This is a genomic window from Weizmannia sp. FSL K6-0777 (genome assembly GCF_038593185.1).
Taxonomy (GTDB): Bacteria; Bacillota; Bacilli; order Bacillales; family Bacillaceae_C; genus Weizmannia; species Weizmannia faecalis.
Map to the genome: position 1 here is coordinate 441,659 of NZ_CP151971.1, position 23,564 is coordinate 465,222.

Consider the following 23,564-nt stretch of genomic DNA (forward strand, 5'->3'; position numbering starts at 1 on the left):
TGCACAACCAAAATTGAAAGGAAATCCGCCAAAGGTAAATACAGGAAGATTTTTTAACCAGTTTCTTTTTGCAAAATATTGTGGTTTAATACAAAGTGTATCAAATTGTTTAAATTTATTTCAGTTTCCCGCAAATTTCGGGAGGATCTATGATATAATGTATGATAGTTTTCTATCTATTTCGCATTTGTACTGCAGATCTAAAGGGAGGAACTTATGGAAGAGACAATTAGTTTAAAAGAATTGATGCAGGTGCTGCGCAAACGGCTTTCCATGATCGCGCTGATTACACTGGGGGCGATGATTGTGACGGCCATTGTGACCTATTTTGTGATGACGCCTGTCTATGAATCTTCGACACAAATCCTTGTCAATAAAGCAAGCGATGACCAAACGATGTATACCACTAATGCCGTGCAAACAAATGTTCAGCTGGTCAATACATATAATGTGATTATTAAAAGCCCATCAATTCTCGATAAAGTGATTGACGAACTGAAACTCAACATGACAACAGACGAACTGAACAGCAAAATTGAAGTCAGCACGGAGCAAAATTCACAAGTCTTTACCTTGACAGTAAAAGATACAAACCCGTATATGGCAACCAAAATTGCCAACAAAATCGGGGAAGTGTTCAAAAAAGAAGTCAAAAACATTATGAAAGTCGACAATGTGACTGTCATTTCAAAAGCACAAGTGCCCGAGGGACCTGTCAGCCCGAAACCGCTTTTAAATATTGCAATTGCGCTTGTGGTCGGCCTGATGGCGGGTGTCGGGATTGCCTTTCTGCTTGAATACCTCGACAATACGATTAAAGATGAGCAAGATGTTGAACAAATTTTGCAATTGCCTGTCCTCGGCGTGATCGGGCAGATTGATGATCAGGAACTGAATGGTTTGCACCGTGCAGGAAAAAAAACAAAAGGAAAGGTTGAGACGGTTGGCGCCTAAAAAAACAAAGCTGTTGAACACGAGAAGAAAATTAATCGCAAAGCTAAATCCAATGTCACCGATTTCCGAACAGTTCCGGACAATCCGTACAAATATCAGTTTTTCTTCCGTTGACAATGACCTGCAGATTCTGATGGTTACCTCAAGCGGGCCTGGAGAAGGGAAATCGACGATTGTCGGCAACCTCGCTGTCGTTTTTGCCCAGCAAGGAAAAAAGGTGCTGCTCGCCGATGCCGATTTGCGGCGTCCGACCGTCCATTATACGTTTGGCATGACCAATACATTCGGACTGACAACGGTTTTGACCAAGCAGGGGACATTGCTGGAGACTGTTTCAAAATGTGATGTGAAAAATCTGCATCTCCTGCCGAGCGGCCCAATTCCGCCAAATCCGGCAGAACTGTTAAGCTCACGGGCAATGAAGGAATTTTTAAAAGAAGCAAAAGAACAGTACGACATTATTTTACTGGATACCCCGCCGGTTTTGGCTGTGACCGATGCGCAGGTGCTGACCAACCAGTGTGATGGCACGATTCTTGTCGTCTCAAGCGGGAAAGCGGAAGTGGAAGCTGTCAAAAAGGCAAAAGAATTGCTGGAATCTGCCAATGCCAATCTGCTTGGCGTTGTCCTGAACAACAAGAAAACCCAAAACACGCATTATTATTACTATTACGGAAAAGATTGACAATATTTGCGTGAAAAGTTTTCCAATCACTATTGAAAAATGGTAAGAATGCACTATAATTTTGTATAGGGTTTGGTTTTCATTGAAACGAAATTTCATTTTTTAACATGTTTGGAGGGGTACGGGATGATGGATATTCATTGCCATATTTTGCCGGGAATTGACGACGGTGCGCAAACGATATACGACAGCCTTGATATGGCAAAACAAGCCGTCTCCCAGGGGATCAAGCAGATTATTGCTACCCCTCATCATATGAATGGAAAATATGAAAACCGCAAAACTGGAATCATTCAAAAAGTAAATGAGTTAAATAAAAGATTGAAAGAAGAACAGATTGATCTAGAAATTCTGCCGGGGCAGGAAAACCGGATTTACGGCGAAATTTTGCAAGACTATGAAAAAGGCGAAATCCAAACGTTGGCCGGCACTTCTTACCTCTTTATCGAGTTCCCTTCAGGCCATGTGCCACGTTATGCGGAAACGCTTTTATATGAAATACAAGTAAAGGGCTTAATGCCGATTATCGTGCATCCGGAGCGGAACGCAGAGCTGATCCAGCATCCGGATCGGTTGTATGAAATGGTGAATAATGGTGTGGCAACCCAAATTACGGCTGCAAGCTTAACAGGCGCTTTCGGGAAAAAGATTAAAAAATTCACCGAACAGCTGATAGAAGCAAATCTCGCCCATTTTCTTGCATCAGATGCCCATAATGTGAAAACCCGTGCTTTTAAAATGGATGAAGCAACGGATGAACTCGAAAAGAAATACGGCACAGATATGCTCTATTTCTTTACGGAAAACGCCGAAATGCTTGCCAAAGGCCAAGCCATCTACAGAGAAATTCCGCAGCCGGTAAAACAAAAGAAACTGTTCGGTTTGTTTTAATCGGCTTTTTTTGGGATTCCGGGTATATGAATGATGCTATGGGGGCTGCTCCGCTGTTTTTAGCAAACAGTTTTATCCAACATTGTTTGATTTTGGAACAGCTATTTTCGGGTATGTCTCTCATCCGTTATCGTGCGAGGCACTCGGCCATGCTGTGGGTGCGCGTGCACCTTAGACGCCTGTCGTCAAGAGTGTGGTGTGAGGGCGGGTTAGATGCCCGATAATTATTTTTATACCCGAATGTTGGAAGAACAAACATCGATTGTTTTTATCGCACTGCGCAAATCTTAAAAATCAATTAGAATAAGGAGGAATTTACGTGAAAAAAGTGAGAAAGGCAATTATCCCGGCTGCAGGGCTCGGAACACGATTTTTGCCTGCAACAAAAGCCATGCCGAAAGAAATGCTGCCGATTGTAGACAAGCCTACGATCTAGTACATAGTCGAAGAAGCCGTTGAATCCGGCATCGAAGACATTATCATTGTTACCGGAAAAGGAAAAAGAGCGATCGAAGACCATTTTGATAATGCTTGGGAACTCGAACAAAACCTTGCTGAAAAAGGGAAGTTCGACCTTCTTGAGAAAGTCCGCTATTCATCCAACTTAGCCAATATCCACTATATCCGACAGAAAGAACCACTCGGCCTGGGGCATGCTGTCTGGTGTGCACGTAATTTTATTGGGGACGAGCCATTTGCGGTCCTGCTGGGCGACGACATCGTTCAAAACGATCCACCATGCTTAAAACAACTCATTGATCAATACGAAGAAACCCGCTTTTCCGTCATCGGCGTCCAGGAAGTTCCGGAAGAAGAAACACACCGGTACGGGATTATCTCACCAGCTTCCAAAGAAGGCCGCCGTTATCAAGTTGACAAATTTGTCGAAAAACCAAAACAAGGCACCGCACCATCCAATCTTGCCATTATCGGCCGTTACTTATTGACACCGGAAATCTTTATGTTCCTGGACAAACAGGAAAAAGGCGCCGGCGGCGAAATCCAGTTAACAGATGCCATCCAGCAGCTGAATCAGATCCAAAGAGTATTTGCTTATCAGTTTGAGGGTAAGCGGTATGATGTAGGGGAGAAATTGGGGTTTGTTAAGTCGACAATTGAGATGGCACTTCAACACAAAGAAATACAGAATGAATTGGTAAGCTTTCTTGAAAGTTTAGTTGAAAATAAACTGTACTCAAAAATGAATCAATAAATTCTTTGGGGGAGAAGGTATTGAAAAAAATAGAAGAATTAGATTTCTTTAATGAATATGCTGCTGCTCTCACTGATTCGTCTATTCAAGTTAATAGAAATATATCTACACATAACATCTATTTTAAAATGAAAAGGCTATTTGATATATTATTTTCAGTGATTGGTCTAATTATCACATTGCCAGTCATATTAATATTTTCAATTTTAATCAAACTAGAAACCACGGGCCCTGCCTTCTTTTTTCAAGAAAGAGTGGGGTTAAATGGTAGATATTTTAAAGTTATTAAACTACGTTCTATGAGAATAGACGCCGAAAAAAACGGGGCTCAGTGGGCGGCAAAGAATGATCCGAGAGTAACGAAAGTGGGTTCTTTTATACGGAAAACAAGGATAGATGAACTACCACAATTATGGAATGTATTGATAGGAGATATGAGTTTAGTAGGACCAAGGCCAGAGCGGCCAATGTTTACTGCAAAATTTAATGAAGAAATACCGGGATTTATTAAAAGACTAACTGTAAAACCAGGTTTAACTGGTTGGGCGCAGATAAATGGTGGATATGAGATAACACCAAAAAAAAAATTAGAACTTGATTTGTATTATATAAATAACGTTAATTTTTACCTTGATTTAAAAATCATTTTAAAAACCATAATTACATGTATTACTGGAGAAGGTGCAAGGTAAGTAATAAAAAATAATGTTTTAAAAAGCGACAAATTATATGAGGTGAGGTTTGACTTTTTTGGAGCACATTCTTTGGAAAGAAAAAGTTAGTAAAAACTCTTTAAAGGTAAATGTTTCATGGACATTTTTGGGAAATGCTATTTTTGCTATTTGTCAGTGGCTATTTATTATAATTTTTGCTAAGTTTGGAAATCAAATGATGGTTGGTCAATATTCATTAGCTCTTGCAATTACGGCCCCTATTTTTTTATTAACAAATTTGCAATTGAGAGATGTTTTAGCTACTGATGCAAAAAATACCTATAATTACAAAAGTTATTTTGCCTTGAGAGTTGTATCAATAATATTATCCTTGACAATAATATTCATTATTTCCCATATCGGTAGTTACGATGGAGATACTAGAAAAGTTATATTATTAGTTGCGATATCAAAAGCTATAGAGTCATTAAGTGATATTTCCTATGGAGTTTTTCAAAAAAATGAGACGATGAAAAATATAGCAATATCACTTATTTTAAGAGGGGTATCTTCAATTGTTTTTTTACTTTTACTTTTAGTAGGAACAAATAGTGTAGTTTTTAGTTTAGTTGGAGTAATTGTTTCTTGGGGTCTTGTTTTAGTTTTTTTTGATTTTAAAAATGTAATAAATTACATTGATTTTAATGCGGTAATTAAATTTAGGTTCTTAAAAAACATTTTTAAACTTAGTCTACCGTTAGGTATAGTAGTTATGTTAGTCTCCCTGAATACGAATATTCCGAGATACTTTATACAAAGTTACTTAGGGACAACATCAGTGGGTCTGTTTTCATCAATATCTTATATTGTAATAGCCGGTAATACGGTAATTACAGCTTTAGGACAATCTATTTCTCCAAGATTATCAAAATATTATTCAGAAGGTAATGTTTCTGGATATAAACACCTACTTTCTAAAATGCTAATTATATCAGTAATACTAGGTTTATTAGGTATATTTGTAGTTTTATTGTTCGGCGAGTTTATTTTAAGTTTAATTTATACAAAAGAATATAAAGGTTTAAATAATATATTCTTGCTAGTGATGATTAGTGCTTGTTTTAGTTATCTTAGTTCTATTTTTGGATTTAGTATGACTGCTGCTAGGAAATTTAATGTTCAGCCGATATTATTTATAACTGTGTTATGTGTATGTCTACTCTCTAGCATGCTATTAATTCCTAATTTTGGATTATATGGTGCAGCTTTAACGATGGTGATTTTTTCCTTTGTTCAGTTTGTTGGAAGTCTTATAGTAAATTTATTGATATTAAAGGAACAAGTAAAGGGGGACGGATTAATTGGATAAACCCATTAGAGTTCTGCACGTTGTGGCTGCTATGAATAGGGGTGGTGCAGAATCTTTTATAATGAATGTATATCGGGAAATTGACAGAAAAAAAATTCAGTTTGATTTTGCAGTTACAGCTGAACAAGAATGTCACTTTGATAAAGAGATTAAAGAATTAGGCGGAAAAATAATTAAACATCCGAATCCATCAAAGTATGGAATAAATCAGTTCTTAAATGAATTAAAAAAAACAATTATAAACGGACAATATAGAGTTATACACAGTCATGTCCATAATTTTAGTGGTTTTATTATGAAATTGGGAAAGAAATTAGGAGTGCCTGTAAGATTAGCACATAGTCATTCTACACAAGATGGCAAATCAAATTCTCTTCCAAGAATTTTATACCGATGGTATACCAAAAAACTAATTTTAAAATATTCCACCCATCTTCCAGGGTGTTCAAAAGCAGCTTGTGAAGCATTATTTGGTTCAAAATGCTGGGAAGATAAACGGACAATCGTAATTCCAAATGCTATAAATATTGAATTGTATAAAAAACTTTATAATGTGGAGGATAATTATCTAAGGGAAGAACTACAAATTCCAAAAAATGTTCCTTTAATTGGACATATAGGAAGTTTTAGTAAGCCAAAAAATCATGAATTTCTAATTGATATATTTCAATCATATAATAAAAGGATAACAGATTCACATTTGCTATTGGTGGGTGATGGAGAGCTAAAAGAGCAAATTGTAAATCTAGTAAAATTAAAGGGTTTAGAAAAAAATGTCCATTTTTTAGGTGTTCGGTCTGATGTTCCCAAAATTCTAAACTCAATAGACTTATTACTTTTTCCTTCGCTATACGAAGGGTTACCTACTGTTCTAGTTGAGGCACAAACCGCAGGGGTTCCTTGTGTTGTATCTAATACGATTACTAGGGAAGTGGATTTAGGGGCAGGTCTAATAAAGTTTGTTGATTTGGATGATAATTTAAATAACTGGCTGTCAGAAATTAATGGTAGTATAACAATAAAAAGGCCAGAATGGAATACGAGATTTTACGCTCTACAAAAGCATGGCTTTGATTTAAAAAAGGTAATTTCAACATTGGAGAGTATATATGTTTGAATTAATAAACTTTATAATCTTATTATGGGGATTTTTTTGGTTAATTTTAGCTGTAAAAAAAATAATAAGTGGAGAGAAATATACAATATATTTTGCGTTTATTATGTTTTTTTTCTTTTTCTATGTTCCTGTTTTGTTAGACACAATTATAGGGAAACCTAACTATACCTATGAACTAGGGTTTATACTTTCTTCTCAAGATAAGGTTACTTTATATATATATTTATTATACATTTTTATTATTCCTGTTATTTGGTGGGTGACAGGTAAAAATAAGAAAAGATTTAATAAATATGATAAAGATAATAGTATGCTAAATGGTTATATACTACGATTATTGCTCTACATATCTCTAGTATCGCCTCTTATTGCGGTAGTGTTTGCTCCCCAACCTAGTATTTATTTACACTATGGAGCGGTACTTACAGAGAATATGTATGGAGAAATATCGGACTATCACACCCTTTTATCTAGCTTAACTTTTTTAAGTGTAATTTCTGGTATTTCACTTATACTTACTAATAAGAACTTTTCTTTTTTGGTTTTTTTCTTAATTATATTTTTTATTGGTGTAGATTGTTGGATAAATGGTAAAAGAGCTATAATGGCATTAGCTGTTATGTTACTCATATATTCGTTATGGAATAAAAATGTTTTTAATAAATCTGTTCTGATATTAACATCTATTTGTTCTTGCTTATTTATTTTACTATTTTCAAACTTGTATCAAAATAGTTTGAGATATGAAAAAGAACAAATTAGTAGTTTTAACGAAAAATACCATAATTTCAGAGTAGATTTTGGTAGGGACGATGTAACTAAAATGGCAATTTATGCTGAGCTTCATCCGGAGAATTTAAAAATTCTGGAGTACAGGGGACAGAGTTTGCTGTTTGATCTAACTATGTTTATTCCTCGGGACTTTTGGCCTAATAAGCCTTGGCCCTATGCAGTTTATTTAACTTCTGCTCTTCTTATGCTGCCGATTCAGTATTTTGGTTGGAGCATGACAACAAGCTGGTTAGAAGAGGCTATTGCAAACTTTAGTTGGTTTGGTTTTATTTTAGGGCCTTTATGGATTTCAGTAATTTGTCGGATTGGCGATGCTCATAAGAATATATTGATAAAGTCATTAACAATAATTGTTTCTTGTTTGTTTATTGTATTGCAGTTAGCAGCTTTTGCACCATTTTTTATACTTTGGCTTTTATTAATTATTATCGATATGGTTAGAAGTAAAATAACAATATAATATAAAAGTATTATTCAACATATCGACTAATTTGTAAATAAAATTAAAAAGGAAGATAATAAATTTAACAGGCAAGGGGAAGTAAATTTGGAAAAGAAAAAAATTACATTGATTGTTCTTAACTCCTCTTATGGTGGTGCAGAAAAACATGTTTATGATCTAGTAAGGATGTTAGATAGAGAAAAATATTCTATTAACCTTATTACTACAAATAATAATAAACTTGCATTATTAGTAAATAATGAAGTTTGTACGTATAGAATACCTCGTGGTTTGAATTCAATTTTTAGAATGAGAAAAATTATTAAGGATATAAATCCAGATATAATACATATGCACAGTCCAAGGGCAACTTTTTTAGGCATGCTATCTGTAATTGGATTAAATAAAAATTTAGTTGTTACAGCACACGGGTGGATTCCGGAAAGACTTAAACTTAAAAGAATTTATGAAAAGCTTTTCATAGTCACTATAAGGAGATCATCCAAGATAATTGCTGTCTCAGAACAAGTTAAAGAACAATTAATCAAAAATAGAGTTAATGAAAAAAAGATTAGTGTTATATATAACGGTATAAATATAACCAGTAATTTTAATGTTAGCCAACCAAAAAAGATTGAAAATAAGATTAGATTTGTATTTTTAGGGAGATTTATTGAAGAAAAAGGAATACAATACCTTCTAAAGGCTATAGAAAAGCTAGAAAAAAAATACATTAATAAATTTGTTGTGGATTTTTACGGTAGTGGTCCTCTTGAAGAAGAAGTAAAAAAAACTGTAACTGTCCTAGATTTAAAAAGTGTTAATATTAATGGTTTTGTTGAGCCTGAAAATGTCATAAATATATTACAAAAGTATGACGTTTTTCTCATGCCTTCAATACAGGAAGGCTTTCCTTATACCTTAATTGAAGCTTTGTCTACTGGTCTTATAGTTCTAGCATCTGATGTTGGAGGGATATCAGATGCTATTAAAAACGGAGAGAATGGTTATTTACTAAAACCCAAGGATCCTGAGGATATTTTTAAAAAAATGGAAATAATCCTAAATTCCGCTGATTATAAAATTAAAAATATGAAAGTTATTGCGTACAGGAGCAGCTTAAACTTTACTCTTCAAAAGATGATTAAGTCTTTGGAAGAAGTTTATAATAATCTTTAGAGTTGAAAGATGCATAGAAGAGTTTGATAGCAAATAAAGCTTAATTTTTATTTTTTTTAGGAGGATAATAAAATGAATATATTAGTAAGCGGTGGATTAGGATATATAGGTTCGCATACTTGTGTTGCACTATTAGAAGCAGGACATTCAGTAATTATAGTTGATAATTTGTCTAACAGCAAAAAAGAGACTGCTGAAAAAATAATTAATATTACTAATAAACAAGTTATTTTTTATGAGGTGGATCTAACTGATGATAAAGCCGTTAGTATGATTTTTGATAATCATAAAATTGATGGTGTAATTCATTTTGCCGCCCTTAAAGCAGTAGGGGAGTCAATTAAAAAACCCATAGAATATTACTACAATAATTTAGTTAGCACAATGGTTTTAGTAAAATACTGTTTGAAATACAATGTAAATAAATTTGTCTTTAGTTCTTCTGCTACGGTTTATGGGGAGAATAGAGTACCATTTAATGAATTAATGGAATTGTTTCCAACAACTAATCCCTATGGTGAAACTAAAGTAATGAGTGAACGAATACTAAAGGATGTTGCACAAGCAAATCCAATGTTCTCTGTGTCTATTCTACGTTATTTTAATCCAGTAGGAGCGCATGAAAGTGGTTTAATAGGGGAGTCACCTAACGGTATTCCAAACAACCTAATGCCGTATATAACACAGGTAGCTAAGGGAAAACTTAAAAAGTTGAAAGTATTCGGAGATAATTATCCGACGGTAGATGGGACAGGGGTCCGTGACTTTATACATGTTGTCGATCTAGCTGAAGGACATGTAGCGGCATTAAATAATCTAAAAAAAGGTGTCCATATTTATAATTTAGGAACTGGCAAAGGAACTAGTGTACTAGAATTAATAAATGCTTTTGAGGAAGCTAACGGGATAAAAATACCATATGAGGTTGTTGATCGCAGACCAGGGGATATTGCTGAATGCTATGCTGATGTAACTAAAGCTTATCAGGAACTAGGGTGGAGAGCATCCCGAGACATTTTTAGAATGTGCAAAGATGCTTGGAATTTTGAAAAAAACAATAGCCTTGATTACTAAAGCAGAATATTGATTTATAATTTTGTATTTCAAATGAATGAAATCTTCATAGATAATTTGGCATACTGTAAATCTCTTGGCATTCGTCTGAGCGGGCCAAGGTTGGGACGTCCATCCAAAACGGAGGACAAAACCTTAGAACATGTGGCAAGGCAGGATGCCTCTGAACGTAATGCCGTTGAAGGCAAATTTGGCGAAGGCAAGCGCAAGTATGGGCTAGGCCTTATTCGAGCACGCCTCCAAGAGACCAGCGAAACAGTAGTAGCCCTTCAATTTCTCATACTGAATCTGGAGCGGAAGCTCAGGGTTCTTTTTTTAAAATTTTTACACAACAATATTCTATATTTTGATAACCAAAATTTGGATTGTTTGTGACCGAATCTGATTCGTTCAGCAAGCCCTAATTAACCGAGGAACAGATGAGAGGAACAGATCACAGAAAATCCGTATCTTCAATAATTTATCGATTTGCGTGGATGTCAGGAAAAAAGTTTTGTTTTGACTATTTTCACATATCACATTTTGGAACCATCTAGGTACAAATATCGTCAATAAATTGTATGAATTAATAATACCAGTCTGGAGAGAAGCGTAATTGTACTAGCCTTTATTAGTTGAATAGTAAAGCGAATGTTTGAGGGAAAAAAGATGGTTAAGGAAAAAATATTGGTAACTGGCGGAGCCGGTTTTATTGGAGGAAACTTCGTCCAGCACATGGTCAATAAATATCCGGATTATGACATTTATAATTTGGATTTGCTGACCTATGCCGGGGATTTGACAAAGCACCAGGAGATTGAGAATAAAGACAACTATCATTTTATTAAAGCAGATATTGTTGACCGGCAAACAATTATTCCACTGTTTAAAAAAGAAAACTTCGATTTTGTAGTGCATTTTGCGGCGGAAAGCCATGTAGACCGCTCTATTACGGATCCTGAAATTTTTGTGCGGACGAACGTACTCGGGACGCAAGTACTGCTCGATGCAGCAAAAGAAACCGGTGTGAAGAAATTTTTACATGTATCTACAGACGAAGTATACGGTGAATTGGACTTTGATCCAACGACATTTTTTACAGAAAAAACGCCGCTTCAGCCCAATAGCCCATACAGTGCAAGCAAGGCTTCTTCAGATTTGTTGGTTCGGGCATATCACGAAACATTTGGTTTGCCAATTAACATCACCCGCTGCTCAAATAACTATGGCCCTTACCATTTCCCGGAAAAACTGATTCCTTTGACCATTTCCCGTGTGCTAAATGACCAGAAAGTACCGGTTTATGGTAACGGCGGAAACATACGCGACTGGCTGCACGTGCATGACCATTGTGCCGCTATTGATTTGGTTTTGCATCAAGGTGTAAATGGTGAAGTTTACAATGTCGGCGGCCACAATGAAAGGACAAACCTGGAAGTCGTCAAAACGATTATTAAAACTTTAGGAAAATCGGAGGATCTCATAGAGTTTGTCAAAGACCGGCCAGGACATGACAAACGATATGCCATTGACCCTTCAAAACTTGAAAAACTTGGTTGGAAACCAACGTACACGTTTGAGACAGGAATTTCCCAGACAATCCAGTGGTATTTGGATAACAAAGAATGGTGGGAACAGATTATTAGCGGGGAGTACCAGAAGTATTTTGCAAAGCAGTATACATTTTCTATCAAGTAATAGAATTTTTTTACCCGGTAATGATGCTAACTGAAACAATTATTGTCAGACTTTTAACAGGTGGTTTCACATTAAAGTGACCTTGCCTTCTAGAAACAATGTATAAGATCCATGAGTAAAATAAGTTAACTGGCCAATTGCTCCTTAGCTAATCCTTTTCCGGTCTTTTGCGGATCCTTTTCTCCATTCCGTTGTGACAGCGGATAAACCTTGTTCTATACACCTTTTAAGATTCGTTAGGATTGAAAAAAATCAAAAAAACTATAACTGGTCTTATTATGAATATGATTGCCCCTTTGATTCGAAAGAGAAATTATTCCAATCTTTAACTCAAAAGTGGAAACGATTTGAGGGATGAGAAATGGGCAAAAACCAGTTAAACATACATGATTTAGGAGGAGAGTAAATTGGATGGAAAAGAAATACAAGACAATTTTAAGCAAGTTCTTGAGTTTGGATATAAAAAAGCAATTGAAAATCCAAAAATTTCGGCAAACCAATTGCTTAAGGAAATAACGAATAAACTAAGAGATCTTTATGCTAATATAGAGTCTAAATAGGGCTTCCTGAATAAGCGGAAATTCCCAACTTTAAAAGGTTTTTTGTCTACATTTGTCGAATGCAAGTTTTAGTGTAAAGATACAATAGGAAATACGTAAAAAATCCGAACACCAATTACTTTTGGTAGGAAATATTGTCCATTCGTTGGAAAATGAAGTGCCAAGTTCTTTATGAAAAAGTTAAGGGGGAAAAGGCTTATTCTGTCAGGATCTTTCTTGGAGATCTCTATATAAAAGAACGGCTTGGGCTATCTGATCGAGAAGCAGTCGAATAGATCACAGAGAATCCGTATTTTCAGTATTTTATTAGTTTGCCTAAGCTCCAAAAAAAATTCCTGTATGATCATTCTCTGATGACTTGCATTAGAAAATATTTGAATGCAAACATTATCAATGAACTGAACGAACTGTACACCGATCGTAATGCTTACCCTACAGGCCGTGGACTGTTGAACCAAACTCGTGAGAAACTGGACATAAGTACTGCATGAGAAACACAAGGAAGATTAGGAAAGCCGCGGACCATATAAAAAAACATAAGGATTATCTTTCTGTCTTTAAGCAAATGTTTTAAAAGCTTTGAAATAATTAGGGCTTGCTGAACGAATCAAATTTGGTCAGATACAAGCCAAATTCCGATTATCAAAATATAAAATAGTGTTGTGTAAAAATTTCAAAAAAAGAACCCTGAGCTTGCGCTCCAGATTCAGTATGAGGAATTGAAGGGCTACTACTGTTTCGCTGGTCTCCTGAAGGCGTGCTCGAATAAGGCCCAGCCCATACTTGCGCTTGCCTTCGCCAAATTTGCCTTCAACGGCATTACGTTCAGAGGCATCCTGCCTTGCGACGCGTTCCAAGGTTTTGTCTTCCGTTCTGGATGGGCGTCCTAACCTTGGCCCACTCAGACGAATGCCAAGAGATTTGCAGTATGCCAGATTATTACGGTTTCGGTAAATTTTATCTGCCAAGATCGCTTCCGGATAAAATCCGAACCGGTTGTAGTAGTTTTCAACAGATTCCTTGAGAGTGGTCCCTTCATTGTAATTTTCCCAGTCGAGGTGCTCAATCAAGGCATAACCATCTACGACACTGATGGCGACTTTTGAACCGAACTCCACGTTCGCTTTTGCCTTGCCGCGCACAATTGGACGGACATGTGGCTGGGAAATGCTTACAATCCGGTGGTCAACCCGGTGTGTTTTCTTTTTGTACATTTCTGCCTGTTGGCGGTAAAGTTCATGAATCACGAGAAGTTGCCTGTATTCATCTTTGCTTAAAAGAGACAGAGAGCTTTGGGAAACAAGATTTTTAATGATCTCCAGATCTCGTTTCACATATCCGAGCTGTTTGCCTACAGCTTTCCGGATTTTCCGGGCGCCAGCTTTACGTTGCTTAGCGACAGAAAGATAGTCCTTGCGGGCTCTTTTTCTGTAGGTCCGTGGCTTACGTAATTTCCCTTTGTGTGGTTCATGCAGGACATCAATGATATGTTCCAATTTCTCACGGGCTTCGTTCAACAACCCGAGGTCTGTAGGGTAAGCAATATCAGCCGGTGCACAGGTTGCGTCCAAAATGAGCTTTCCTCTGTTCTTCGTTTTGGGAGAAGCCGATTCAGTTGAATGCTTTTCTGAATCGGAACCGGAAGGCTGAAGATCGCCACGATCATGATCATGATCATTACGATCTTCATCATCATGATCGTCATCGTCGTGATCCTGATCATCATTGTTGTCGTTTTCCTTAGATGCTTCTTCCAATTGGCGTTTTTGTTCTTCCAGAACGATCCATTCATTCAGTTCGTTGATGATATTTGCGCCCAAACGTTTTCTAAAACGAGTCATCAGAGAATGGTCGAATGGGGCTTTTTCCTGGAATTCAGGCAAGCCGATAAAATACTGAAGATACGGGTTTTCTGTGATCTGTTCGACTGTTTCCCGGTCAGACAGCCCAAGCCGTTCTTTGATATAAAGAGCCCCAAGAGCGATTCTGACAGAATAAGCCTTTTCGCCTTTGAATTTCTTCTTGAAGGACTTGGCATACTTTTCTTCGGCCATCCACCAAGGAATCATTTCAGCAAGACGGACCCAGCGATTTTCTTTATTTAATTTCCCACCGAATGGTAGAAAAAAATCATCTACAAAAGTTAATTGATGTTCGGTCTTTTTGTACATCGTAACAGCCTCCAAGTGCAAGGTTTTTTACGTGTTTCCTTTGAAATCCTTACACTTTATATTCGACAAAAGTAGCCAAAATCCTTGTCAAATCTGGAATTTTTGCTTATTCAGCAAGCCCTACTTATATCTTAGCAAAGGAGTGGCTTTCATGGCTCTTTTTTTTCAAAAAAAAATCATTCTTTTCCGTTTTACAATATTTACCATGGGAATGAGTAGCCTAATCTATTAAAACTAGTCTAAAACCTAATGAAAAGTAAAAGTTCAGGCATTGAGAATAAGCGAATTTATCCATTGAAATCCACCACTCATCTGAATCTCGTTTTCTTCCAATTTTAAAAAAACATAGACTTTGAAAGTTGAAGCGTATACAATAAATTTATAAACATCTTGGGAGAATAGTCCTGCTTGAGATGATTTAATTTTGGAAAAGAAGGGGGATATCAAATGGATTCCAACACTAGGCAATCAGGACAGAAAAATAAGAACAAAAAACTTGTGATTTTGGTAAGCGGTTTCGTTTTAATAATTGCCGCTGTCTTTGCACTTGTAATATACAATAGTATTCAGCAGGAAAAAGCAAAAAGAATTGCTGCTGATAAAAAATATGTGCATGCTATGCATCAGTTTGTATCGGATGGATATAAAGCAGGAACAAAAGCTGAAGAAATGGTAAAAACACTTCAGGATGTGTGGCATGATGCTATTTTTGAAGCGACATATAAAATAGATGGAGAAGTTCACGTTTCCGGTATGGACTTTAATGACGCAATTCAAGCACAATATACATCATTCGAAAAGAATGGAGACCTATCAAAACTGGAAAGTCATCAGGCTGCGTTAGAAGCTGATATGGAAAAATTGAAAAATCCACCAGCAAAATACAAAGATATTTACCAGGATATTGTGGACGCATATGGATCTTTAAAGGAATTTATTGAAATGGCTGATGATCCGAGTGGTTCTTTGGAATCTTTTACAGACAAGGCCAATGAATTAGATAGCGAAGTTGCCAAGAAACTAAATGCTGTAGATGTTCAATTACCAGAAGAAAAGTAAAAGCTTGCCTCCGTATTTAGACAGTATCATTCTTAAGACAGTTTTTTATTAGGCGGTCTTGGCAAGGGCGGATTGAACTTTGATGCAAAAACACGCCGCGCTTCGTTTACAGATGAAGATCTGTTTTATGCCCATATTGCCGGCATGGACAGCTTTGCCCTTGGTTTAAAAGTGGCGAACCGACTGATTGAAGACCACGTATTTGATGTCTTTATCGAAGAACGGTACAGCAGCTATAAAGAAGGCATCGGCGCCGATATCGTTTCCGGCAAAGCTGATTTTAAATCACTTGAAAACTATATTCTTGATAAAAAAGAAATTACAAACCAATCCGGTCACCTGGAACAACTGAAAAACACGCTGAACCATTATATTGTGCAAGAAGCCTATCAAAGTGTAAATGCGTAAAATTCCGAACCGGTCTGCCTGGATGAAGGCCGGCCGGTTTATTCTATGGGGAGATTATGATGAAATATGCAATCGGTGTCGACCTTGGGACAAGTTCTGTTAAAGTATTGCTTGTTGACCAAAATGGACAGGTGGTTTCATCTGTTTCCAAATCCTATCCGTTAATGCAGCCACACCCGGGTTACAGCGAACAGGATCCGGAACAGTGGGTCGAAAAAACAGTTGAAGCTTTGAAAGAACTAACGGAAAAATCCGGGGTTCCCCGCGAGGAAATTGAAGGGCTCAGTTTTTCTGGCCAAATGCACGGGCTTGTGCTGCTGGACGAAAATCTGCAAGTCATCCGCAATGCAATTCTTTGGAACGACACAAGAACAACGGAACAATGCAAAAAAATCGATCAAGTACTGGGTGGCAAGCTGCTGGAAATTACAAAAAATCCGGCCTTAGAGGGGTTCACGCTCCCGAAGATGCTTTGGGTCCAGCAGTATGAACCGGAAAACTTCCGGAAAACGCGTGTCTTTCTCCTGCCAAAAGATTATCTTCGTTACCGGTTAACCGGAACGATTGGCATGGATTACTCGGATGCAGCGGGCACCCTGTTGCTAGATATCGTTAATCAGTCGTGGAGCACGGATATTTTGCGCACATTTGACATCCCAGCCGGCATTTGCCCGCCGCTTGTTGAGACGGAAGCAGAAGTCGGCACATTATTGCCGGACATCGCTACGACGTGCGGCCTTTCTCCTGCGACCAAAGTGTTTGCCGGTGGGGCGGACAATGCCTGCGGTGCGATCGGTGCCGGCATTTTAGAAGAAGGCAAAGCACTTTGTAGCATTGGCACATCAGGTGTATTCCTTTCCTATGAATCAGACAGCAATCAAAACTTTGGCGGCAAAGTGCATCTTTTTAACCACGGACAGAAAGATGCTTACTATATAATGGGCGTTACACTTGCTGCCGGATACAGTCTGTCCTGGTTTAAGGATACATTTGCAAAAGGTGAAGATTTTGCAACATTGCTGGAAGAAGCCGCACATTCTTCGATCGGGGCAAACGGCCTGCTTTTCACGCCGTTTATTGCCGGGGAAAGAACGCCCTATGCCGATGCAAAAATCCGCGGCACTTTTACCGGCATTGATTCTTCACACACCAGGCGGGATTTTACCCGGGCAGTGATGGAAGGCATCGTCTTCTCCATCAATGAAAGCGTTGAAATTTTTCGAAACTACGGCAAAAACATTGACACCGTGATTTCAATCGGGGGCGGTGCGAAAAGTGACCTGTGGCTGCAAATTCAAGCTGATATTTTTCAGGCAAAAGTCATCAAACTTCAGAATGAACAGGGTCCCGGTATGGGCGCCGCCATGATTGCAGCAAGCGGATTAGGATGGTTCTCTTCCCTCAAAGATTGTGCAGCCGCCTTTATCCGGACAGGCCGGACATTTGAGCCGGTACCGAAAAACGTCAAGCGTTACCGGGATTTTTACCAGGTTTATAAAAATGTCTATCCCCACACCGCAGCGATCAACCACCAGTTGTTTGATTTAAGGAAGGAATGAGGGGGGCTGCAGCAGTGTGGTGGCATCCCCCCAAAAAGTATCCAATTTGCGGAATGTACCAGATGTTGGCTTTTTATCCTCTTTTATCCGTTGAAACAGTTTTCAAGTGCAAAGTATTTTCTATAAAAAAATTACTTTTTAATATTCTGCTAAGCCCTGGAATTTTTGCCAATTCTGGGGTTTTGCTTATCCTATCTACAAAAAATTTGAGGGGAATTCTAGATATACCCTCGACAATATTTAGAAAATATCGTAAAGTTAAAGCAAAGTGGTTTTCACTTCTTTTTTATATGAAGGGATCCTGTAAAACTAGGGAGTGAGATCCACCAGATTAGGGGGGAATCATATGAAAAAAGTGAGATTAGTACTCTATGTATTGTTAGCGTTCTCTTTGATCGTCGGGTTGCCGATAGGGGCGCAGGCAAGCAGTAAGGCTGACCAGCAAAATAAGGTGGGATCCGCTGATGTTGGCCTGAATCAGAATACCAAGCCTCATCTGGATAAAAAAGGACAGCAAAACTACAAAAATCCGGACGATTATCCATTGGTTGGAGAGGGAGAATATGCCGGTGCTTTGAAAGACACCTATGGCAGCTATCATTATCTTACCTATCTCTCTACAGCGGAATACTCAGACACCAAAATGCAGCTGCTCATTCGCCATGCTTGCAATAGCAGTAGCACGGACCCTTATTTGTATGCTGAATTCTATACCAACCGAAATGGAGTAATGGATTATTTGGGGAGTGCCTATCACAATATAGGTGGGTTTACAGGAAATGTTAACTTGGGCTACACCATTGATAAATCACTCTATGAAAATGATCCCTATATTTATATAAGAATAGGTACATTAAGAAGTCTTTCGGATCAATATTTCAGCGGTGTGACTTACTTTAAGGTGGCAAATCCGTTTTATAAAGGCAGCGGTTCAAATGCCGGGGATACCAAGTACTATGAACTCATCAGCAATGAATCTACTGATGGCTCGGCCTCTGAATATACCGGTTCTTTCCGTATTAATAATGATGCCTATGCCGACAGCAAAAATCTCAGCCCGTCTGCATATCGTATGGATTATGTGGCACCGTTTGACACAGAGAAAAACCAAAATAAAGCTTTGAAAAAAGAGACAAAGTCGATTAAAAAAGACTATGTGAAAGGGGATAGCAAATCATTCTACGTCCAAAACTTAGAAACCAACGAGTTTTCATCCATTTCTGCAACGCTCCTTTATAGTGGCGCTCATGCCAACGTTTGGGTGAACAACAATGATATTACAGAGTACGAAGCAACGTTACTTGGAAAAGAATTCGATAATAAAATCTATCGATTAGATGTCGATAATTTCGGATTGCCATCTGATGTTGACCAAAACGGGAAGGTCAATATACTATGCTATGATATTCAAGATGGATTTAGTGGAAGTGGCGGTTATGTGGCTGGTTATTTTTCTCCGCGTGACCTGTATAATTACAGCTATTCCAATCAGTCGGAAATTTTCTATATTGATACCTATCCGCTGATGGGCATGTCTGGTACGAAAGATGTTTCGCAAGCTTATTCTACGCTGGCGCATGAGTTTCAACATATGATTAATTTTAACCAGAAAGTATTTGTGCAAGGATTGACCGATATGGATACTTGGATGAATGAGGGCCTCTCGATGGCGGCTGAACAAATTTACACCGGTGCGCCGTTGAATGACCGCATTGATTACTACAATGAAGATGCGGACATTACAAAAGGCCATTCGCTCCTGTATTGGGATTATGAGGGTGACACATTGGCAAACTATTCTTTATCATACCTGTTTATGGAATATTTAAAGGCCCAGTGTGGACAAGGAAACACGATTTATAAAGAATTGATTAGTGATCCACATACTGATTATCAAGCAGTGCAGAATATCATCCACAAATACATTGATCCGAACCTTAGCTTTGGCCAGTTTATGACAGATTTCCGTGCTGCACTTGTCTTGAAAGAAGACACCGGCCTTTACGGATTTAAAGGGGATACCGCTTTTGACGGGCTGAAAGTAAAAACCTACAGCGGTTCCTCCATCAATATAAAAGGCGGCGGAGCCATCGTCAAAGCTTTAAGCTCCAAAGATGATTTTCAAGTTCCTTCTGACAAAGGAACCGATATCACCTATACGCTTCTTGAAAAAGGAGATGCAGGCGCTGTAACGTCTCTGTCAAAACCGTCCGTTCAAACGGTTGGGGATAATGACACAGTGGTTACCGGTACGGCCGACCCGAATGTGACTGTGAAAGTAGCGGTGAGCGGAAAGGAAATTGGTTCCAATTCTACTGATTCAAATGGAAGTTTTTCGGTCAGCATCCCTAAACAAAAAGCCGGGACAGAACTGCATGTATATACAGAAGATGGCAAGGGCAATCAGAGTGAAGAAACCGTCGTCACTGTTCAAGACAAAACGGCTCCGGCAGTACCGACAGTCGGAGAAGTAAGCGATACAAGTACTGCGGTTACAGGAACCACGGAAGCGGGCGCGAAAGTTACAGTGAAATCCGGATCGAACATTTTAGGGACAGCAACGGCTGATCATACCGGTGCATTCAAGGTATCAATCGCAAAACAAAAAGCAGGAACGAAGCTTGTCGTTTATGCGGAAGATGCAGCAGGGAACAAGAGCGGTGAAACAACAGTAACGGTTATTGATAAAACGGCTCCGGCAGCGCCGAAAGTCGGAGAAGTAAGCGATACAAGTACTACGGTTACTGGAACCACAGAAGCAGGGGCAAAAGTTACTGTAAAATCCGGCTCAAACATTTTGGGTACGGCAACGGCTGATCATACCGGTGCATTTAAGGTAACCATTGCAAAACAAAAAGCAGGAACGAAGCTTGTCGTTTATGCGGAAGATGCGGCAGGGAACAAGAGCGGTGAAACAACAGTAACGGTTATTGATAAAACGGCTCCGGCAGCGCCGAAAGTCGGAGAAGTAAGCGATACAAGTACTGTGGTTACAGGAACCACAGAAGCGGGCGCGAAAGTAACAGTAAAATCTGGCTCGAACATTTTAGGCACGGCAACAGCCGATAGTACTGGTGCATTTAAGGTAACCATTGCAAAACAAAAAGCAGGAACGAAGCTTGTCGTTTATGCGGAAGATGCGGCAAGGAACAAGAGCGCTGAAACGGTGGTAACGGTCATTGATAAAACGGCTCCGGCAGCGCCAAAAGTGAAAGAAGTAAGCGATGCAAGTACTGTGGTTACAGGAACCACAGAAGCAGGGGCAAAAGTTACTGTGAAATCCGGCTCAAACATTTTGGGTACGGCAACGGCTGATCATACCGGTGCATTTAAGGTAACCATTGCAAAACAAAAAGCAGGAACGAAGCTTGTCGTTTATGCGGAAGATGCGGCAAGGAACAAGAGTGTTGAAACGGTGGTAACGGTCATTGATAAAACGGCTCCGGTGGCTCCGACCGTTAATCCGTTTGGCGATAATCAATTAACGATTACCGGAAAAGCAGAAGCCGGCGCCAAAGTGACGATTAAACGTGGCAAAACTGTGCTGGGGACAGGGACCACAAGCAACAAAGGCACCTACTCGGTCAAGATTAAATCGAAGCAAAAAGCAGGAACGGTTCTAACAGCCTATGCAACAGATAAAGCAGGAAATACGAGCGCAGGCAAATCGATTAAAGTGGAAGACAAAACAGCACCAACAGCCCCGACCGTCAATCCGTTTGGTGATAACCAAACAACAATTACCGGTAAAGCAGAAGCCGGCGCCAAAGTGACGATTAAACGTGGCAAAACTGTGCTGGGAACAGGGACCGCAAGCAGCAAAGGCACCTACTCGGTCAGGATTAAATCGAAGCAAAAAGCAGGAACGGTTCTAACAGCCTATGCGACAGATAAAGCGGGAAATACGAGTGCAGGCAAATCGTTTAAGGTTACAGATAAAACCGCACCTGGCGTTCCAACAGCCGGAAAGGTCACTTACAAATCAACAAAGGTTTCCGGCAAAGCAGAAAAATACGCCACAGTTTATATATACAACGGCAGCCATTATGTCGGAAAAGCAACGGCAAGTTCAAAGGGAGCATACACGGTGCATATGAAGAAGCAAAAAAGAGGTTCCACGCTTAAGATTTATGCAAAAGATAAAGCAGGGAATAAAAGCAAATACCGATATGTGAGAGTGAAGTAAGATGAAACGGCCTCCGGAAATGGGAGGCCGTTTCAGTATGAAAGAAACATTGCTTGGGGCTCACATACAAAAACTTGTGCCCGGCACTGCTTGAACAGATCCCCCTTTGAATATGAGGGGGATCTATTTTTAGAAAGAAGAGTCGGATTATACTGTTTCTGCCGATTGAGAGTTAAAGATTTGACGGCGGCGTTCCAGTTCGATACTCATTTTTTCCCGTTGTTGGTCCAGTTTATAAAAACAGGTGGTGATGCCGATAAGCAGGCAGATCAACATGGGAATCCATATAAATGAAGCTTCAATATATTTTAAAGCAGTCGGGGTCTGCGCTGCGTTCGGGACATAGCCGCCCATTTTTAAAAATATCCCGATCAGCGCGCTTGCCAGCCCCATGCTTAATTTCACACAAAAGCCCTGAAAAGCAGCAATCATACCGGATATGCTTCTTTTCTTCTGATACTCCGAGTAGTCGATGACGTCCGGTTGAATGGCAAATGTTGTCCCGAAAATGCCGTATATTCCGAGGCCCGTTACGGCTAACCCGGCAATCAGCACACCTGGGAATGCGCTTCCAAAGTAGATCATCAAATCGCCGATGATGTAAATCGCTGTGCTTAACAGCAAGCAAGCCCTTTTTGATAATTTTTTTTGTAAAAACGGAAGAACAAGCAGCATAGGCAAACCGGACAAAATACCGAAAAGCCCTACAAAAGTTAACCAGCCGGAACGACCCAAATTATAGGTGAAATAATAGATGACCGTGGTATTCCGGATTACAAATAATGCAAAGTAAAGAAAGTTTAAGATAAAGAACAGGATGCTCTGGCCGGTTAATCCTTTTAAATCCTCCAAAAACGAATGTTTTTCCTGTTTGACAGCCGGGGGCACGACTTCTTCTGTGTTCATAAAGGTAATCACAAATATCAATAAGGCGAGAACAGCATATAACGACATCGTAATGAGAAAACCTTTTTGTGTGCTTCCTTGCCCGAACAGGTTTACGAGTGGTGTTGTAATGGACATCACCAATGCTGTTCCCAATAAAGCGCAAATCATTCTGGTCGTTACAAGCCAGTTTCGTTCATGTACGTCTGAAGTCAGTCTTGGAACGATCGTGTTTAACGGAATATTGACAACGGTATATGCGATATTCAGCAAAGTAAACGTCACATAGGCCCAGATCAATTTTCCAGTCATTTCGGTATCCGGCACGATAAACGTAAGGATGGTAAAAACAGTAAAAGGAACAGCACCGATGATAAAATAAGGCCTCCCCTGGCCCCATCTCGTATGGGTCCGGTCAACGATCAATCCCATTCCGGTATCTGCAAATGCATCGATGATTTTCGTGACGAGCATCAATGTGCCGGCAGCGGCTGCTGTAATGCCGAAGACGTCCGTATAGAAAAACATCAGATAAGATGCCATTGTCCCGAACACAAGGTTACAACCTAAATCTCCTACACCATACCCCATTCTTTTCTTCCATTTCTCCAATTATCTCACATCCCCTTTTTTGATTTTCAGTTGGGCCATTGTATCGTAATGGCGCCACAACTGGACATGACGGCGGGG

Annotated in this window: 16 protein-coding genes and 4 pseudogenes; 18 read left to right on the top strand and 2 right to left on the bottom strand. The window is 39.0% G+C overall.

Features of this window, described 5'->3' with window-relative positions; genetic code table 11:
* Nucleotides 1-216 precede the first annotated feature (216 nt).
* The 14 genes and pseudogenes from NST70_RS02105 to NST70_RS02170 all read left to right on the top strand — a co-directional run.
* The gene (locus tag NST70_RS02105) at nt 217-954 is read left to right on the top strand and encodes a Wzz/FepE/Etk N-terminal domain-containing protein (RefSeq protein ID WP_342475606.1); all 738 of its coding nucleotides are present in this window, start codon (nt 217-219) and stop codon (nt 952-954) included.
* Nucleotides 944-1,639 carry a CpsD/CapB family tyrosine-protein kinase gene (locus NST70_RS02110; protein ID WP_342475607.1) on the top strand — a complete coding sequence of 232 codons (696 nt, stop codon included), beginning with the start codon at nt 944-946 and terminating at the stop codon, nt 1,637-1,639. Before NST70_RS02105 ends, NST70_RS02110 begins: the two co-directional genes overlap by 11 nt.
* A 126-nt stretch (nt 1,640-1,765) precedes the next feature.
* On the top strand, nt 1,766-2,530 hold the full coding sequence (locus tag NST70_RS02115) for a CpsB/CapC family capsule biosynthesis tyrosine phosphatase (RefSeq protein ID WP_342475608.1): 765 nt from the start codon (nt 1,766-1,768) through the stop codon (nt 2,528-2,530).
* A 319-nt stretch (nt 2,531-2,849) separates the two neighbouring features.
* A pseudogene (galU, locus tag NST70_RS02120) lies at nt 2,850-3,743 on the top strand (UTP--glucose-1-phosphate uridylyltransferase GalU).
* 20 nt (nt 3,744-3,763) lie between these two features.
* Nucleotides 3,764-4,435: a sugar transferase gene (locus NST70_RS02125; RefSeq protein ID WP_342475610.1), complete on the top strand. Its 672-nt coding sequence runs from the start codon at nt 3,764-3,766 to the stop codon at nt 4,433-4,435.
* Nucleotides 4,436-4,484: 49 nt separating this feature from the next.
* Nucleotides 4,485-5,765 (top strand): oligosaccharide flippase family protein, encoded by a 1,281-nt coding sequence (locus NST70_RS02130; RefSeq protein ID WP_342475611.1) that lies wholly within the window; start codon nt 4,485-4,487, stop codon nt 5,763-5,765.
* Nucleotides 5,758-6,882, top strand: coding sequence for a glycosyltransferase family 1 protein (locus NST70_RS02135; RefSeq protein WP_342475613.1), 1,125 nt, complete (start codon nt 5,758-5,760; stop codon nt 6,880-6,882). Before NST70_RS02130 ends, NST70_RS02135 begins: the two co-directional genes overlap by 8 nt.
* A complete protein-coding gene (locus NST70_RS02140; RefSeq protein ID WP_342475615.1) occupies nt 6,875-8,134 on the top strand; it encodes a hypothetical protein in 1,260 nt (419 codons plus the stop codon). Before NST70_RS02135 ends, NST70_RS02140 begins: the two co-directional genes overlap by 8 nt.
* Nucleotides 8,135-8,221: 87 nt before the next feature.
* A complete protein-coding gene (locus tag NST70_RS02145; RefSeq protein ID WP_342475616.1) occupies nt 8,222-9,295 on the top strand; it encodes a glycosyltransferase family 4 protein in 1,074 nt (357 codons plus the stop codon).
* Between the two features lie 72 nt (nt 9,296-9,367).
* The gene (gene galE, locus NST70_RS02150) at nt 9,368-10,369 is read left to right on the top strand and encodes a UDP-glucose 4-epimerase GalE (RefSeq protein WP_342475618.1); all 1,002 of its coding nucleotides are present in this window, start codon (nt 9,368-9,370) and stop codon (nt 10,367-10,369) included.
* A gap of 36 nt (nt 10,370-10,405) precedes the next feature.
* Nucleotides 10,406-10,744: pseudogene (locus tag NST70_RS02155) on the top strand (transposase); the annotation flags it as partial.
* A 273-nt stretch (nt 10,745-11,017) separates the two neighbouring features.
* The gene (rfbB, locus tag NST70_RS02160; protein WP_342475620.1) at nt 11,018-12,046 is read left to right on the top strand and encodes a dTDP-glucose 4,6-dehydratase; all 1,029 of its coding nucleotides are present in this window, start codon (nt 11,018-11,020) and stop codon (nt 12,044-12,046) included.
* Nucleotides 12,047-12,453: 407 nt separating this feature from the next.
* Nucleotides 12,454-12,606 carry a hypothetical protein gene (locus NST70_RS02165; protein ID WP_342475622.1) on the top strand — a complete coding sequence of 51 codons (153 nt, stop codon included), beginning with the start codon at nt 12,454-12,456 and terminating at the stop codon, nt 12,604-12,606.
* 173 nt (nt 12,607-12,779) lie between these two features.
* Nucleotides 12,780-13,013, top strand: a pseudogene (locus NST70_RS02170) (transposase); the annotation flags it as partial.
* 210 nt (nt 13,014-13,223) lie between these two features.
* Here NST70_RS02170 and NST70_RS02175 read toward each other — a convergent pair.
* Nucleotides 13,224-14,777: an IS5 family transposase gene (locus NST70_RS02175; protein WP_265114716.1), complete on the bottom strand. Its 1,554-nt coding sequence runs from the start codon at nt 14,775-14,777 to the stop codon at nt 13,224-13,226.
* A 447-nt stretch (nt 14,778-15,224) separates the two neighbouring features.
* Between NST70_RS02175 and NST70_RS02180 the strand changes: the two genes are divergently transcribed.
* The 4 genes and pseudogenes from NST70_RS02180 (at nt 15,225) to NST70_RS02195 (ending at nt 21,989) form a co-directional block, all read left to right on the top strand.
* On the top strand, nt 15,225-15,836 hold the full coding sequence (locus NST70_RS02180) for a hypothetical protein (RefSeq protein WP_342475624.1): 612 nt from the start codon (nt 15,225-15,227) through the stop codon (nt 15,834-15,836).
* A gap of 51 nt (nt 15,837-15,887) precedes the next feature.
* Nucleotides 15,888-16,244, top strand: a pseudogene (locus NST70_RS02185) (xylose isomerase); the annotation flags it as partial.
* A gap of 59 nt (nt 16,245-16,303) precedes the next feature.
* A complete protein-coding gene (gene xylB / locus NST70_RS02190) occupies nt 16,304-17,803 on the top strand; it encodes a xylulokinase (RefSeq protein ID WP_342475625.1) in 1,500 nt (499 codons plus the stop codon).
* Between the two features lie 346 nt (nt 17,804-18,149).
* The gene (locus NST70_RS02195) at nt 18,150-21,989 is read left to right on the top strand and encodes an Ig-like domain-containing protein (RefSeq protein ID WP_342475627.1); all 3,840 of its coding nucleotides are present in this window, start codon (nt 18,150-18,152) and stop codon (nt 21,987-21,989) included.
* A gap of 147 nt (nt 21,990-22,136) precedes the next feature.
* Here NST70_RS02195 and NST70_RS02200 read toward each other — a convergent pair whose 3' ends face one another.
* Nucleotides 22,137-23,486, bottom strand: a complete 1,350-nt coding sequence (locus NST70_RS02200) for an MFS transporter (RefSeq protein ID WP_342475628.1) — start codon at nt 23,484-23,486, stop codon at nt 22,137-22,139.
* Between the last annotated feature and the right edge of the window lie 78 nt (nt 23,487-23,564).